Origin of the sequence: Kribbella jiaozuonensis, from assembly GCF_005233875.1 — a bacterium.
Classification (GTDB): domain Bacteria; phylum Actinomycetota; class Actinomycetes; order Propionibacteriales; family Kribbellaceae; genus Kribbella; species Kribbella jiaozuonensis.
Genome location: NZ_SZPZ01000003.1, coordinates 516,184 through 530,722 on the forward strand (window position 1 = coordinate 516,184; position 14,539 = coordinate 530,722).

Below are 14,539 nucleotides of genomic sequence, written 5' to 3' on the forward strand. Positions count from 1 at the left end.
ACGGTCGCGAGGCCTGCTGCCGGAAACTGTCGGCGGGCCGGGCTACGGTTCGAGCAGGTGTTCGAACCGGGTCACAGTGGCCGGGCGGCGGCGGACGAGGAGGTCGGGCGAAGTGAGCGTGGCGGAGTTCCGCGGGGGTCAGGACGGCGGTCACGAAGAGCGCCGGCCGGAGATGGGCTTCGACCGCACCCCACCGCAGGACCTGGCGGCCGAGCAGTGCGTGCTCGGCGCGATGATGCTGAGCAAGGACGCGATCGCCGACGTCATCGAGACGCTGCGCGGCACCGACTTCTACCGGCCGGCACACGAGAGCGTCTTCGACGCGATCACCGACCTGTATGCGCGGGGCGAGCCGGCCGACGCGATCACCGTCGCCGCCGAGCTGACCAAGCGCGGTGACATGGCCCGGATCGGCGGTGCGCCGTACGTGCACACGCTGGTCGCGTCCGTGCCGCTCGCGGCGAACGCGTCGTACTACTCGCACATCGTTCGCGAGAAGGCGATCCTCCGTCGGCTGGTCGAGGCGGGCACGAAGATCGTCCAGCTCGGGTACGCCGGTGAGGGCGAGGTCGACGATGTCGTCGACGAGGCACAGGCGGAGATCTACTCGGTCACCGAGAAGCGGACCGCCGAGGACTACGCCCCGCTGAAGGACATCATGGAGGGCACCCTCGACGAGATCGAGGCGATCGACTCCCGTGGTGACGCGATGGTCGGCGTGCCGACCGGGTTCACCGATCTCGACGAGCTGACCAACGGGCTGCACCCCGGCCAGATGATCATCGTTGCCGCGCGTCCCGCGATGGGGAAGGCGCTCGCCCTCGACACCCCGCTGCCGACGCCGACCGGTTGGACCACGATGGGCGAGGTCGCGGTCGGCGACCAGCTGCTCGATGCCAACGGGCTGCCGACGACCGTCGTCGCGGCGACCGAGGTAATGGTCGACCGGCCCTGTTTCCGGCTGTCGTTCTCCGACGGCAGTGCAATCGTCGCCGACGCCGAGCACCAGTGGCTCGTCGAGGACGGCGGCCGCCCGGTGGTCTGCACGACCGCCGACCTGTACACGGCGATGTCAGCGAGTCCCGGACTGACACCGTCGATCCCCGGGTCGGCGCCGCGGCAGATCACCGGGCACGGCTTCCCGGCCGCGCTCGGCGGTGAGGGCGAGCGCCGGGTGGAGTGGGTCGACCCGGTCGTCGGCGTACCGGTGCGTTGCGTCGAGGTCGACAACGCCGACCATCTGTACCTGGCCGGCAAGACGATGATCCCGACCCACAACTCCACGCTGGGCCTGGACTTCGCCCGCTCCTGCTCGATCAAGCACGGCCTGACCTCGTGCATCTTCTCGCTGGAGATGAGCCGCAACGAGATCACCATGCGTCTGCTCTCCGCCGAGGCGAAGGTGCCGCTGCACCACATGCGCAACGGCAAGATGACCGACGAGGACTGGGCCCGCCTGGCCCGCAAGATGGGCGAGGTCTCCGAGGCCCCCCTCTTCATCGACGACTCCCCGAACCTCACCATGATGGAGATCCGCGCCAAGGCCCGCCGCCTCAAACAACGCCACGACCTCAAACTGATCATCATCGACTACCTCCAGCTGATGACATCGGGCAAGAAGGTCGAGTCCCGCCAACTCGAAGTCTCCGAGTTCTCCCGCTCCATCAAGCTCCTCGCCAAAGAACTAGAGCTCCCCGTAGTAGCCATCTGCCAGCTCAACCGAGGCTCAGAACAACGCTCCGACAAACGCCCCATGGCCTCCGACCTCCGCGAATCGGGCTGCCTGACCGCGGACACCCGGCTGATGCGAGCCGACAACGGTGCGGAGATCTCGCTCGGCGAGCTGCTCGCGACGGACGCCCGGGACATCCCGGTCTGGTCGCTCGACGACCGGCTCAAGCTGGTGCCGCGCACGCTGACGCATGCCTTCCCGAGTGGGGTGAAGGAGGTCTTCCGGCTGAAGCTCGCGTCGGGCCGGGAGATCAAGGCCACCGCGAACCACCCGTTCCTGACGTACGACGGATGGAAGCCGCTGGGGGAGCTGTCGCCCGGAGCGCGACTGGGATCGCTCCGGCACGTTCCGGCACCGCTCGAGGTCACGCCCTGGGACGAGGACGAGCTCACGCTGCTTGCTCACCTGCTCGGTGACGGCTCCTTCGTCAAGCGGCAGCCGATCCGCTACGCGAGCATCGACGAGGCCAACCTGGCTGCGGTCGGTGAGGCGGCTCAGCGCCGGTTCGGCATCACCGCGATCCGCGACGAGTACGCCGCCGCCCGGGTGAGCACGCTCCGCCTGCCCGCGCCGTACCGACTGGCTCGCGGCAAGCGGAACCCGATCGCCGCCTGGCTCGACGGTCTCGGTCTGTTCGGCCTCCGCAGCCACGAGAAGTTCATCCCGGCCGGCGTCTTCGCGCTGCCGAAGGAGCAGGTCGCGCACTTCATCCGCCACCTGTGGGCCACCGACGGCTCGGTCCGCTGGGACGCGAAGGCCGGCCAGGCGCGGATCTACTACGCCAGCACCAGCCGCCGCCTGACCGACGACCTGGCCCGCCTCCTGCTCCGCCACAACATCTTCAGCCGGATTCATATAGCTAGGAAGGCGGGGTATCGCGACTGCTATCAACTGAAGATTGATGGCGTGGAAAATCAGCGACGTTTCTGCGATGAGATCGGCGTCCACGGCTTACGTGGCGAGAAGGTCCGGGAAGTCCGTGGCTACTTGCAGGCTATTTCGGCGGCACCAAAGCTCGACACCGTCCCGGTTCAGGTCTGGGATCAGGTGAAGGAGGCCATGCGTGAGCGTGGTATGACCAGGGCAGCCTTGGGCGCGGCACTCGGTGTGCGCAGTTCGGGCCGCCTCTTCGCGGGTTCTCCGACACGTCAGCGTCTCTCTGACGTTGCGAATATCCTCGACATCGCGGACCTCGACTTGCTCGCGACGAACGACATCTTTTGGGACACGATCGTGAAAGTCGAGAGCCTTGGCGAGCAAGAGGTATTTGATGCGACCGTCCTCGGAACGCACAACTTCGTGGCTAATGGAATTGCTCTCCATAATTCCCTGGAGCAAGATGCCGACGTAGTAATTCTCCTGCATCGTGAAGATGCTTACGAGCGGGAGTCGACCCGGCCCGGTGAGGCGGACTTTATTGTTGCCAAGCATCGCAACGGACCGACCGCCGACGTGGTTGTTGCGTTTCAGGGGCATTACTCGCGGTTCGTGGATATGGCTCACGACGGCTGACCACGTCGGCGGTCGGGGCGGGGGTCAGGCTGCGATCGGGACGTCGGCGCGGATTCGCTTGAGGGCGCCGGACCAGGACTCGAGTTGGTCGAAGAGGATGGTGGCGGCGTCCTCGTGCTGCGGGCCGGGGCGGAAGGTGGAGAAGTTCTCGAAGTCGGTGAACATCGAGAACGACAGCTGCTGACGGACGGTTGCGATCTGCAGTTCGGCGCTGATGCCGCGGAGGTGCTCGATCGCGCGTGCTCCACCGAGTGAGCCGTAGGAGACGAAGCCGGCCGCCTTGTTGTTCCACTCGGCGTACAGGTAGTCGATCGCGTTCTTCAGGACGCCGGACGTCGAGTGGTTGTACTCCGGCGTGACGAACACGAAGCCGTCGTACTCCGCGATCTTCTCGGCCCACGCCTTCGTGTGCTCGCCGGCGTATTGACCGGCCGCAGGCGGGATCGACTCGTCGAGGTGCGGCAGCGGGTAGTCGAGCAGATCGATCAGTTCATAAGTGGCCCCGGTCCGGATCCGGGCCTGGTCCAGCACCCAATCGGCGACCGCCTTGCCGTTGCGGCCCGGACGGGTACTGCCGAGGATGATCGCGATCTTCAGGTCGCTCACAGCGACAACTCCTTCGAGGGGATGACTTGAATCTTCATGTCATTGACCACGGTACGACCCATCACTTGAAGATTCAAGTCAAGGCTCGAGTGGCCTATGCTGCACCCCATGGCCGCCGAAAGAGCCCGCAAGGTCGAGCCGCGCTGGCTGACCGCGGAGGAGCTGGACACCTGGCAGGCCCTGCACCTGGTGATCGCCAGCCTCCCGACCGTGCTGGGCGCCCAGCTGCAGCGCGACTCGGGCCTGAGCTTCCTCGACTACTACGTCCTGGCCGGCCTGTCGGACCAGCCGGACCACACGATGCGGCTCAGCCAGCTGGCGATTCTGACCAACTCCGAGCTCTCGCGCCTGTCCCACCTCATCCGCCGGCTGGAGAACCGCGGTCTGGTACGCCGTGAACCCGACCCGGAGGATGGTCGCTTCACGAACGCGATCCTCACCGAAGCCGGCTACGCGGAGCTGGTGAAGGCCGCCCCGGGTCACGTCGAGCTGGTACGCCAACTGGTCTTCGACCCGCTGACCGAGAGCGAGCGACGCACGCTGCACAAGGCGCTGGCGAAGATCATCCCGGGGCTGGCCGACGGCTAACCGCGACCCCAGCGCTTGGCCGAGATGGATTCCTGGGCGAGGAGGCGCAGGGACGAGATCAGGGTCTCGCCGAGGATGGTGCCGATGACAACTGATTCGGCCAACTGGTCGCGGGTGGGGCGGGCGCTCACCGCCGCAATGTCGAGCTCGGTGAACTTCTCGACAGCCTCGGCGTAGGTGTCCAGGTACTCGGACAGGTGGCCCTGGCCGAGCGTCTGCATTGCCGCGATCGTGTCCACGAGCGTGGCAAGGGCAGGGGCCTCGGGCTCCACCGTCCAGCCGCGGCGTTCGATCAGCTCGGTGACCTGGGCGGTGGCGGCGGCCCGGGCCTCGTCGGTCGAGGTCAGGCGGCGCGTGGGGGTGAGGGCTCGGTGGGCGCGGCCGATCTGTTCGTGCAGGGGTTCGGTGTCGGAGTCGAGGGACTCGAGGATCTCCTTCACGGTCGCCACCGGGACCTGGGCGAGTTCGATCAGCGCACGGATCAGGCGGAGCCGGCGGACGTGAGTCTCGCCGTACGACGCCTGGTTCGGGCTGCTGAGTTCGCCGGCGGGGAGCAGGCCCTCGCGGAGGTAGTACTTGATCGTCGGCACCGGGACGTCGGTGGCCTTGCTCAGTTCCCCGATTCGCATTTTCGCTTGCCTTCCACTCGCTTGGCATGGATAGTATCAGTATCCATAAGCAGATACTGCAACTATCCATAAGGAGGCGAGTCGGTTGATCCCGCTCGTACTGATCCTCGGGGCCGTCGGCTTCCGGGCGCTGGGTGCGCTCGGGGTACGACGCTTCACGACCTGGCCCGTCGCTGCGGCGCACGCGATGGCGGTGATGCTGCTGTTCACCGCGAGCGCACACTTCGTTCCCGCGAGCGTCACGGTGATGCCGAACCACGCCGACATGGCGCGGATGGTGCCGCCGTTCCTGCCGTACGCCGACGCGCTCGTCTACCTCACCGGCGTATTCGAGCTGCTCGGCGCCGCCGGCCTGGTCATCACCGCGACCCGCAAACCAGCCGGCTACGCGCTGGCCGCCCTGTTCGTCGCGCTCCTCCCGGCCAACATCCACGCCGCGGTCGCGCACGTACCGTTCGCCGGCGGCGAGGCGACCCCGCTCTGGCAGCGCATCCCCGAACAGATCCTGTACCTCGCCGTCGCACTCTGGGTCGCGCGTACGGCGAACACCACCACTACCCCTGCCAAAGAGAGCGTGCTCGTATGACCGACCAGTCCCGCATCATCGCCGGCGTCATCCTGCTGACCATCGTGACGATCCAGTTCGGCGGCTACTTCATGACCAAGATCGTCCGCGGCCAGGTGCCGATGACCGATTTCCAGAAGTCGTTCGCGCGGGCCGGGCACGCCCACGCCGGCGTCCTGGTCATCCTCAGCCTGGTCGGGCTCTTGTACGTCGACCAGACCAGCCTGACCGGGTTCTGGCTCTGGGTTGCGCGGCTGGCGATCCCGGTCGCGGCCGTCCTGATGTCCGGCGGCTTCTTCGCGTCGTCCGCCGGCAAGGACCGTACTCAGCCCAACCAGTTCCTGTGGGTGCTCTGGGCCGGCGCGGCATCACTTGCCATCGGAGTACTGACCCTCGGAATCGGTCTGATCGCGGCGTGAGAAGGACTGCGCGAGTCGCCCACCCACGTGAGCGATGAGCGCAGCCGTCTCCGGTGTGGCGTGGTCGACGGCAAAGTCGGCGATGGCAGCAATGGCGGCGACCTGTGTGAGCAACAGAGCGGGTGTGTCCGCACTGAACCGGACCACACAGGACGACGCATCAACAGGCTCGACGATCCCGCGGACCATCCCTTCGAAGGTCGCGGACACGGCGTGAGCCGGCGCCTGCACTGTTAAGTGGACGGATTGCTGGTACTGCGCCGACGTGAACGACTCGACCAGGTACGTCGCCGCGTCCGGTGCCGGCAGCTCCCGAGGTGTGAAGCGGTGCAGCGTCGACGCAACGTCGGAGATCCGATCGACGCGGAAGATCCGCCAGTCGTCCCGCCCCGGATCGAACGCGAGCAGGTACCACCGCCACGCCAACGTCAGCAGCTGATGCGGCTCCACCCGCCGGCGCGTCGCCCCGCGCGCCCGCCCGTGGTAGTCGAAGGCAACGATCTCCTGGTTCCGGCAGCAGCGCGCGAGCACGGCGAGCACGTCCGGTGAGACCTGCGGTACGCCGGGCCGCGGGATCGCCTCCGCGGACGAACTCACCGCCGCGAGCTGGGGCCGCAGTCGCGCCGGCAACACCTGCTCGAGCTTGGCCAGCGCGCTCATCGAGCTGTCCGCCATCCCGCTCACCCCGCCACCGGCCGCGCCGACCAGACCGAGTGCGACGGCGATCGCCTCGTCGTCGTCCAGTTGGAGCGGCGGCAGGTGCGTCCCGGATCCGAGCCGATAGCCGCCCGCGGTACCGGTCGTCCCGGTGACCGGGTAGTCGAGCGACCGGAGCCGGTCGACATCACGTCGTACCGTGCGCTCGGTGACGCCGAGGCGGTCGGCCAGCTCGCGGCCGGACCACTCGCGGCGACTCTGCAGCAGCGACAGCAGCCGAAGCAGACGGCCTGGCATATCCATGACAACAGGATGCCTTGCGGACAAGATCTGTCCGGAAGGGCCCATAGCGTGAGTCTCATGATGCTGACGACGACAAGCCCGGAGTACGACGATGCGCGCCTTGGGTACCAGCGGCGGGACCCGCATCGGCCCGAGGTGATCTTCCCAGTCACGAGCGCGGCCGAGATCGAGGAAGCCGTGCGCTACGCGATCGACCACGACAAGAAGATCGCCGTGCAGGCGTCCGGCCACGGTCTGACCAGCGGCATCGACGGCGGCGTGCTGATCGCGACCAAGGCGTTCAACCACGTCACCGTCGATCCGGAGAGGAAGACGGCCTGGATCGAGGCCGGTGCGACCTGGCGCGACGTGCTCGACGCGACCGCGCCGTACGGTCTGGCGCCTTTGTCGGGGAGCTTCCCGGGGGTCGGAGCGATCTCGTACACGCTGGGCGGCGGGCTCGGGTTGATGGCGAGGCGGTACGGGTACGCCGCGGACCACGTCCGCCGGATCGAGCTCGTGACCATGGACGGCGTACGACGGGACGCCGACGACGACCTGTTCTGGGCGACGAGAGGTGGTGGCGGGAACTTCGGCGTGGTCACGGGGATCGAGATCGACCTGTTCGAGGTGCCGACGCTGTTCGGCGGGAGTCTGTACTTCGACCTGGCCGAGCACCCCGAGGTGCTGGAGGTGTGGCAGCAGTGGACCAAGACCGTCCCGGACGAGGTGACGACGGCGGTGGCGCTCGTGCCGCTGCCGGACATCCCGCCGATCCCGCCGGCGCTGCGCGGGAAGTACATCGCGCAGGTGCAGCTCGCGATTCTCGGTGACAACGGCGAGGAGCTGATCAAGCCGCTGCGGGCGATCGGGGAGCCGGCGATGGACACGGTCGGCGAGCTGCCGTACGTCGAGTCGGGGAAGATCTTCGCCGAGCCGGATCGGCCGGACAGGTTCAACTCGCGCAATGTCCTGGTCAGCGACCTCGACCCGACCGCGCTGGCGACGCTGCCGAAGCTGGCCGGCCCGGAAGCGTCGACGCGATGCGTGATCGCCATCCGTCAGCTCGGCGGCGCGCTGACCCGGGAGCCGGCGGTCGCGAACGCGGTCTGCCATCGCGACGCGGCGTACTCGATCACCGTGATCTCACCCGGCGCGGACGACGAGAGCGAGCTGCAGAACGCCGTACTGGAGCCGTGGCGTGCGCTGACGGTCGGCCGGCTGCTCAACTTCAACGGCGCCGGCATCGACCTCCGGGAGGTCTACGACGAGCCGACGTTCACCCGGCTGACGGAGCTCCAGGAGCGGTACGACCCGGAGCGTCGGCTGCAGGCGAACCATCAGCTCTAGCGATCAGCTCCTCGACGAGCGCGCCTTTGCCCTCGACATAGGCGGTGCGGTCCGTGGTCAGCAGGTGCGCCAGCTCGCGTTTGCGGGCGGCGTACCGCTCCCGCTCGGCCTCATGGGCACGCAGATGATCGCGGAGCAGGACGTGATCCAAGTGGGCTTTGTTGCCTTCAACAACTATATAGAGATGGTGGTAGTGGGCAACTTCCGCAGGCAGCGCAAACGCCTCCCGGCCGGGGATCCCGGCATCGCCCTCGTGACGGTAGCCAGCAGCAACCAACCGTGAGATCGCCGTCGGCACCAAGCCTGCAGACGGTACGACGATGTCCAGATCGATGATCGGCTTCGCGGCCAGCCCGGGTACGGCGGTGCTCCCGACGTGCTCGATCATGTGCGGGAGCCCGTCGAGGTACGGCTCCAAGTCCGCGGAGATCTCGGCGAACCAGAGCGGCCAGCGCTCGTCGTACTCGACGACCTCGGCGGGAACGATCACAGCGCCGCGGTCACGTCGATCTCGACCAACTGGCCCGGGAAGCCGAGCTGAGCGACGCCGAGCAGAGTACTCGCGGTCGTGAAGGCAGGGCCGAGCGGAGACGCATTGAGCTGTGTCCACACGGCGGAGAGGTCCTCGCGGTCCGGGCTGACGACATAGATGACAGTGCGTACGACGTCCTCCGGAGTGGCGCCCGCAGACCCGAGCGCGGTCAGGATGTTGCTGATGACCTGCGCGGTCTGCCCTTCCAGACCGCCCGGGGCCAGATCGCCGGACGGCTGCAACGGACACTGCCCGGCGAGGTAGACGAGAGTGTCCGTCTTGACTGTGGTGACGTGGTGGTAGCCGGGGGTCGTGTGGAGTCCGCTGGGATTGGTCCGCTCAATGCTCACACCTCGAACCCAACGCGAGACGTCAGCCCCGGGTCAACAGATTTTGCACGTACCGCTTCTGCCACGGCGTCTCCACCGCGTGCTTCTCGAAGTGCTCGCGGACATACGCGACAGCCTGATCAGCGGGCACACCATCGAGTACGGCGAGGCAGGCGAGCGCCGTACCGGTCCGTCCTCGTCCGCCGCCGCACGCGAACTCGACCCGCCCGGTCTCGGCCCGGACCAGCGCCTCGCGAAAGATCGTCAGCGCCGCCGCGCGATCCACCGGAAGCCGGAAGTCCGGCCACTTGATCCAGCGCGTCTCCCACGGCACGTCGGGCGGTTCCGACCCGAGGAGATACACGCCGTACGTCGGAAACGGCGCTGCCGCCGGGCCACGCCGCAGACTCCGTCCGCGAACGAGCCGACCCGACGGCAGCTCCATCACACCAAGTGCGTCCCGATCCCAATGGCCCACGGGATCAAACTACAAGGCGCTCCTCCGTGGAGGTGGAGAAGAGGTGCAGCTTCTCGGGGTCCGGTGCGAGGTAGACCTCGGTGCCCTTGTCGTTGTGCAGGCGGGTGCCGATGCGGGCGATGATCTGCTGGTTCTCGGCGTGGTCTGCGGTCCCGTACAGGAACGCGTCCGAGCCGAGCTCTTCGATCACGGCGACCTTCACGGGCAGGCCGGCGTCGGCGATGTGCAGCGCCTCCGGGCGGATGCCGAGTGTCAGGGTCTTGTCGTCGCCGGCCTTGGCCAGCAGGTCACGGGCGACGGGTACGACGTAGTCGCCGATCTTCGCGCCGCCGTCGACGATCTCGGCGGTGATCAGGTTCATCGCGGGCGAGCCGATGAAGCCGGCCACGAACTTGTTCTTCGGCCGGTCGTACAGGTTCAGCGGGGTGTCGACCTGCTGCAGTACGCCGTCCTTCAGTACGGCCACGCGATCGCCCATCGTCATGGCCTCGACCTGGTCGTGGGTGACGTAGACGGTGGTGACGCCGAGGCGGTGCTGCAGCTCTGCGATCTGGGTGCGGGTCTGGACCCGGAGCTTGGCGTCGAGGTTCGACAGCGGCTCGTCCATCAGGAACACCTTCGGGCTACGCACGATCGCGCGCCCCATCGCGACGCGCTGTCGCTGGCCGCCGGACAGTGCCTTCGGCTTGCGTTCGAGGTACTCCTCGAGGCCGAGCAGCTTGGCGGCCTCCAGCACGCGCTTGGCGCGCTCTTCCTTGTGGATGCCCTGCATCTTCAGGGCGAAGCCCATGTTGTCGGCCACCGACATATGTGGGTAGAGCGCGTAGTTCTGGAACACCATCGCGATGTCGCGTTCCTTCGGCGGTGCGTTGGTGACGTCGCGATCGCCGATGAAGATCGAGCCCTCGTTCACCTCTTCGAGCCCCGCCAGCATCCGCAGCGCGGTCGACTTACCTGAACCCGAGGGTCCGACGAGCACCATGAACTCGCCGTCGGAGATGTCGAGATCAAGGTTGTCCACAGCTGGGACGTCGCCGCCCGGGTAGATCCGAGTGGCTCCCTTGAACGAGACAGTTGCCATGTCGCGCTTCCTTTCCTCCGCCGGCAGGAACGTGCCGGACGATCCGTAGCAAAGGCTCCCAGGTCTTGGGTGTCTGCTCGGTGACGCATCACCGAAGCACTTCGTACAACGAACGAGGGCCGATTTACATTCCCGGGTGATGTAAGCCGATCGATTGACAAAAGAGATTTTTACGTACAAAGTTCTTTGTGTGATGAGAGACGTGATGCACCTGGAGCAGCTCGAACAGGCCGAGGCGCTGTTCAAGCCGCAGCGGATCGAGGTGCTGCGGCGGCTGGCCGAGCCGGCCACCTGCAGCGAGGTGGCCGAGCAGCTCGGGCAGACTCCGCAGCGCGTCTACTACCACGTCAAGCGCCTCGTCGAGGCGGGACTGGTGACCCAGGTGGACGAGCGCAAGGTGCGCGGCATCCACGAGGGCATCTACCAGGCGACCGCCCGTTCGTACTGGCTGTCGCCGACGCTCGTCGGCCGGATCGGCGGACTCCGCCGGACCCGCGACGAGCTCAGCCTCGGCTACGTGCTGGACCTGATGGAAGAGGTCCAGACCGACATCGCCGCGCTGGATCGGTCGGCTCCGGAGCTGCCGTCCATCGGGGTGTCCGGTGAGATCCGGGTCCCACCGGACCGACGGCGGGAGTTCTTCGAGGACCTGCGCGGCACGCTGCAGGACCTCTTCTCGCGCTACGGCGGCACTGAGGGCGACGCCTTCAAGCTCGCCGTGGCCTGCTACCCCAAAGGAGACCAAGACCATGACTGAACCGCTCGTTCTGCAAGTCCGCGCCAAGGCCGGGATCGACGAGGTCCGGCAGGCGCTGACCGATCCGAAGGCCCTCAACCTCTGGCTCGGCGAGCACTCGAACGTCGATCTGCCCGGCACGTTCGAGTTCTGGGGCCGCTACATCCCCGAGGGCGACACGCCGCATCAACGTGTCGTCGGGTACGACGGCAGCACGCTCACGCTGGCGTGGACGCTCGGCGGCGAAGAGACCACCACCGAGATCACGCTGACCCCCGACGGTGACGACGCGACAGTGGTCAAGCTGTCGCAGACGCACTTCGACTACGCGGACGCGATCAGCGGCGCCAACATCCGCGGCGTACTGCAGACCTTCTGGTCACTCGCGCTGGCCAACCTCGTCGACCACGTCGAGGGTCGCGAGCTGACGACGAGGCCGGACTTCACCTCGCCGGTCTTCGAGGGCGAGGTGCTGATCGACGGGCCGATCGACCAGGTGTACTCGGCGCTGACCGAGTCCGAGAAGGCGTCGGCCTGGTTCGGGTTCCCGATCGAGATCGACCTGCGCAAGGGCGGCCGGTTCGCGATGGGCGGGTTCGAGGCCGGCCCGGGCGTGGAGATCGTCGACCTGGTCGAGGGCCGCAAGATGGCGACGGACTGGGGACCGTCCGGCATCAGCAGCTGGGAGCTCGCCGAGTCCGACGGGAAGACGCGGCTGACGTTCGTGATGAGCGGGTTCGACGAGGCCAACCCGCCGTACGGCGCCTGGACCGGCTGGCTCAGCGGTGTCGCCGCACTCCGCCGGTACGTCGAGCTCCCGGACTGGTCGATCTGGGCCGCCTAGAAGTACGGGCGGGTGCTGTCCCCGATCAGATCGAGCAGGGCGGTCACTGCCCTGCTCGGTCGTCGTCCGGCCGCCGTTGCCACCGACAACGTCCAGGTCAGCTCGGTGCCCTTGATCGGCACCTTGGCGACGCCGGGCTCCTCGGCCAGCTCGAGATCGGGTACGACGGCAACCCCCAGCCCGACCCGCACGTAGTCGGGAATCGTCGTCAGTTCCGGGACCTCGATCTGGATCCGCCGTGGCATCCCGATCGTGTCGAACGCCCGGTCGACCATCTTCCGGTTCCCGAACCCGGCCGGCATGTCGACGAACCGCTCACCGGCCAACTCCTCCAGCCGTACGGCGGACTGCCGCGCCAGCCCGTGCCCGGACGGCAGCAACGCGACGAACGGGACCGTCGCGAGATCGCGCACCTCGAGCCCGGCGAGCTCGGGCTTCGGCAGACCGAGCAGTGCGACATCCAGCCGACCATGGCGTATGTCGTCCGCGAGACCGGTGGAGCCGGTCGGCGAAGTGGTGACCTGGACCTCGACCAACGGGTACTTGCGGTGGAACGCGCCGAGAAGCTCGGCCATGTTGACCATGCGCAAGCGCGCGAGCGTCCCGATCCGGATGTTGCCGCGGAGCCCGGCCGACGCCTCTTCGACGACGGCCCGCGCGCGGTCGAGGGCCTCCAAAGCAGCCTTCGCCTCCGGCAGTAAGGCCTGACCCGCGGTCGACAGCACCACCCGCCGGGTCGAGCGGTCGAACAGGGTCGTCTTCAGATCGGTCTCGAGGGCGCGTACGGCGGCCGACACCGTGGACTGGACCGTGAACAGCCGCTGCGCCGCCCGGGTGAAGCTCAGTTCCTCGGCGACGGCGACGAAGTACTCGAGCTGTCGACTGTCCACAGGCTCAATTATCGATGTTGACGATAAGAGCGTGCAAGAACTTTCGTTGGACTCGATAGATCCCGCGCGGCACGCTGGAAACATGTCCACCATGACCTCATCGCGGACCGGCGTACGGATCCGGCTCGCTCATGCTCCCGGGTTCTGGGTGATCGCCGCGGCCTTCCTCATCACGATGGCCTTCTCGACGATCCCGACTCCGCTCTACGCGATCTACCAGCACCGGGACGGGTTCCCGACGTACGTGATCACGGTCATCTTCGCCAGCTATGCGGTCGGCGTGATGGCGTCGCTCTACCTGGCCGGACATGTCAGCGACTGGCTCGGTCGGCGCCGGGTCGCGCTGCTCGCCGTACTCGCGGAGGCGCTGGCCGCGGCGATCTTCCTGATCTGGTCGTCGGTGCCCGGTCTGCTGGTGGCGCGCTTCATCTGTGGCGTCGGGGTCGGCGTACTGACCGCGACCGCTACCGCGCACCTGTCCGAGCTGCGGCAGATCGCGCGGCCGGGGGAGGACCCGAGCCGGTCGGCGTTGATCTCGAGCATGGTGAACCTCGGCGGGCTCGCGTTCGGGCCGCTGATCGGTGGGCTGCTCGCGCAGTACGTGTCGGCGCCGCTGCAGCGTCCGTACGAGATCTTCCTGGTGCTGCTGTTGATCAGCGCGGTCGGCATCGCGCTCGTGCCGGAGACCGTGGAGCGGTTGGAGGAGCGACCGGCGTACCGCCCGCAGCGGGTTGCGCTGCCGTCGTCGGCCAAGCCGCTCTTCTTCGCGTCGGCGATCGGTGCGTTCGCGGCGTTCGCGATCTTCGGGCTGTTCACGTCGCTGGCGCCGACGTTCCTTGCAGGCGTGCTGCATCACACCTCGCGCCTGCTCGCCGGTGTCGTCACGTTCGCTGTCTTCATCGCCGGGGCTGCCAGTCAGGTGATCTTCGTCCGCCTCAGCCGTCCGGCTCAGCTCCGCTTGGGCCTGGTCGCGATGTCGGTCGGACTGGTCGGGGTGGCGGTCGGCGGCCTGATCCCCAACCTGTACCTGTTCGTCATCGGCGGGGTCGTCGCCGGGGCGGGCGTCGGGCTGGTCTTCCGCGGTGCGGTCGCGACCGCCGCGTCGCTGGCAGATCCCGGGTCTCGCGGGGAGGTGCTGGCCGCCCTCTTCCTGATCGCGTACGCCGGCCTCGCGATCCCGGTCCTCCTGATCGGCCTTGGCATAGCGCTGCTGCCCGCCCAGGTCGCCCTGCTGATCTTCTCCGTGCTCATCCTGATCCTGGTGAACGCCGCCGTACTCCGGATGTTGGCCGCCCAGAGGTGATGTGAT

Annotated in this window: 16 protein-coding genes; 8 read left to right on the plus strand and 8 right to left on the minus strand. The window is 67.5% G+C overall.

Features of this window, described 5'->3' with window-relative positions; all coding sequences use genetic code 11:
• Nucleotides 1-112 precede the first annotated feature (112 nt).
• Nucleotides 113-3,244 carry a replicative DNA helicase gene (locus FDA38_RS22160; protein WP_380090680.1) on the plus strand — a complete coding sequence of 1,044 codons (3,132 nt, stop codon included), beginning with the start codon at nt 113-115 and terminating at the stop codon, nt 3,242-3,244.
• 24 nt (nt 3,245-3,268) lie between these two features.
• On the opposite strand, the gene FDA38_RS22165 is transcribed toward FDA38_RS22160, so the two are convergent.
• Nucleotides 3,269-3,850, minus strand: coding sequence for an NADPH-dependent FMN reductase (locus tag FDA38_RS22165; RefSeq protein ID WP_137255997.1), 582 nt, complete (start codon nt 3,848-3,850; stop codon nt 3,269-3,271).
• Between the two features lie 108 nt (nt 3,851-3,958).
• Between FDA38_RS22165 and FDA38_RS22170 the strand changes: the two genes are divergently transcribed.
• Nucleotides 3,959-4,438 (plus strand): MarR family winged helix-turn-helix transcriptional regulator, encoded by a 480-nt coding sequence (locus FDA38_RS22170; protein WP_137255998.1) that lies wholly within the window; start codon nt 3,959-3,961, stop codon nt 4,436-4,438.
• Here FDA38_RS22170 and FDA38_RS22175 read toward each other — a convergent pair.
• Entirely contained in the window at nt 4,435-5,067 is a 633-nt protein-coding gene (locus FDA38_RS22175) for a MerR family transcriptional regulator (protein ID WP_137255999.1), read from the minus strand. The genes FDA38_RS22170 and FDA38_RS22175 overlap by 4 nt on opposite strands.
• Before the next feature lie 85 nt (nt 5,068-5,152).
• Here FDA38_RS22175 and FDA38_RS22180 point away from each other — a divergent pair, with 85 nt between their 5' ends.
• Nucleotides 5,153-5,653, plus strand: a complete 501-nt coding sequence (locus FDA38_RS22180) for a DoxX family protein (protein ID WP_137256000.1) — start codon at nt 5,153-5,155, stop codon at nt 5,651-5,653.
• Nucleotides 5,650-6,051: a hypothetical protein gene (locus FDA38_RS22185; protein WP_137256001.1), complete on the plus strand. Its 402-nt coding sequence runs from the start codon at nt 5,650-5,652 to the stop codon at nt 6,049-6,051. Before FDA38_RS22180 ends, FDA38_RS22185 begins: the two co-directional genes overlap by 4 nt.
• Here FDA38_RS22185 and FDA38_RS22190 read toward each other — a convergent pair.
• Nucleotides 6,001-7,011, minus strand: a complete 1,011-nt coding sequence (locus tag FDA38_RS22190; RefSeq protein WP_233714852.1) for a helix-turn-helix transcriptional regulator — start codon at nt 7,009-7,011, stop codon at nt 6,001-6,003. The two genes, FDA38_RS22185 and FDA38_RS22190, sit on opposite strands and share 51 nt — an antisense overlap.
• 57 nt (nt 7,012-7,068) lie before the next feature.
• Between FDA38_RS22190 and FDA38_RS22195 the strand changes: the two genes are divergently transcribed.
• A complete protein-coding gene (locus tag FDA38_RS22195) occupies nt 7,069-8,340 on the plus strand; it encodes an FAD-binding oxidoreductase (protein WP_137256003.1) in 1,272 nt (423 codons plus the stop codon).
• Here the strand turns inward: FDA38_RS22195 and FDA38_RS22200 are convergent.
• From FDA38_RS22200 to FDA38_RS22215, 4 genes are read right to left on the minus strand one after another with little or no spacing between them, the layout of a single operon-like run.
• Nucleotides 8,270-8,830: a GrpB family protein gene (locus FDA38_RS22200; RefSeq protein WP_170989833.1), complete on the minus strand. Its 561-nt coding sequence runs from the start codon at nt 8,828-8,830 to the stop codon at nt 8,270-8,272. The two genes, FDA38_RS22195 and FDA38_RS22200, sit on opposite strands and share 71 nt — an antisense overlap.
• Nucleotides 8,827-9,222 (minus strand): RidA family protein, encoded by a 396-nt coding sequence (locus FDA38_RS22205; RefSeq protein WP_137256005.1) that lies wholly within the window; start codon nt 9,220-9,222, stop codon nt 8,827-8,829. Before FDA38_RS22205 ends, FDA38_RS22200 begins: the two co-directional genes overlap by 4 nt.
• Before the next feature lie 22 nt (nt 9,223-9,244).
• Entirely contained in the window at nt 9,245-9,679 is a 435-nt protein-coding gene (locus FDA38_RS22210) for a phosphatase domain-containing protein (RefSeq protein ID WP_233714853.1), read from the minus strand.
• A gap of 4 nt (nt 9,680-9,683) precedes the next feature.
• Complete coding sequence (locus FDA38_RS22215; protein WP_137256006.1) at nt 9,684-10,760, minus strand: ABC transporter ATP-binding protein; 1,077 nt, start codon at nt 10,758-10,760, stop codon at nt 9,684-9,686.
• A 193-nt stretch (nt 10,761-10,953) separates the two neighbouring features.
• On the opposite strand from FDA38_RS22215, the gene FDA38_RS22220 reads away from it, so the two are divergent.
• Entirely contained in the window at nt 10,954-11,517 is a 564-nt protein-coding gene (locus FDA38_RS22220; protein WP_137256007.1) for an ArsR/SmtB family transcription factor, read from the plus strand.
• Nucleotides 11,510-12,340 carry an SRPBCC family protein gene (locus FDA38_RS22225; RefSeq protein ID WP_137256008.1) on the plus strand — a complete coding sequence of 277 codons (831 nt, stop codon included), beginning with the start codon at nt 11,510-11,512 and terminating at the stop codon, nt 12,338-12,340. Before FDA38_RS22220 ends, FDA38_RS22225 begins: the two co-directional genes overlap by 8 nt.
• On the opposite strand, the gene FDA38_RS22230 is transcribed toward FDA38_RS22225, so the two are convergent.
• The gene (locus FDA38_RS22230) at nt 12,337-13,230 is read right to left on the minus strand and encodes a LysR family transcriptional regulator (protein ID WP_137256009.1); all 894 of its coding nucleotides are present in this window, start codon (nt 13,228-13,230) and stop codon (nt 12,337-12,339) included. The genes FDA38_RS22225 and FDA38_RS22230 overlap by 4 nt on opposite strands.
• Nucleotides 13,231-13,312: 82 nt before the next feature.
• On the opposite strand from FDA38_RS22230, the gene FDA38_RS22235 reads away from it, so the two are divergent.
• Complete coding sequence (locus FDA38_RS22235) at nt 13,313-14,533, plus strand: MFS transporter (protein WP_137256010.1); 1,221 nt, start codon at nt 13,313-13,315, stop codon at nt 14,531-14,533.
• Nucleotides 14,534-14,539: the final 6 nt, after the last annotated feature.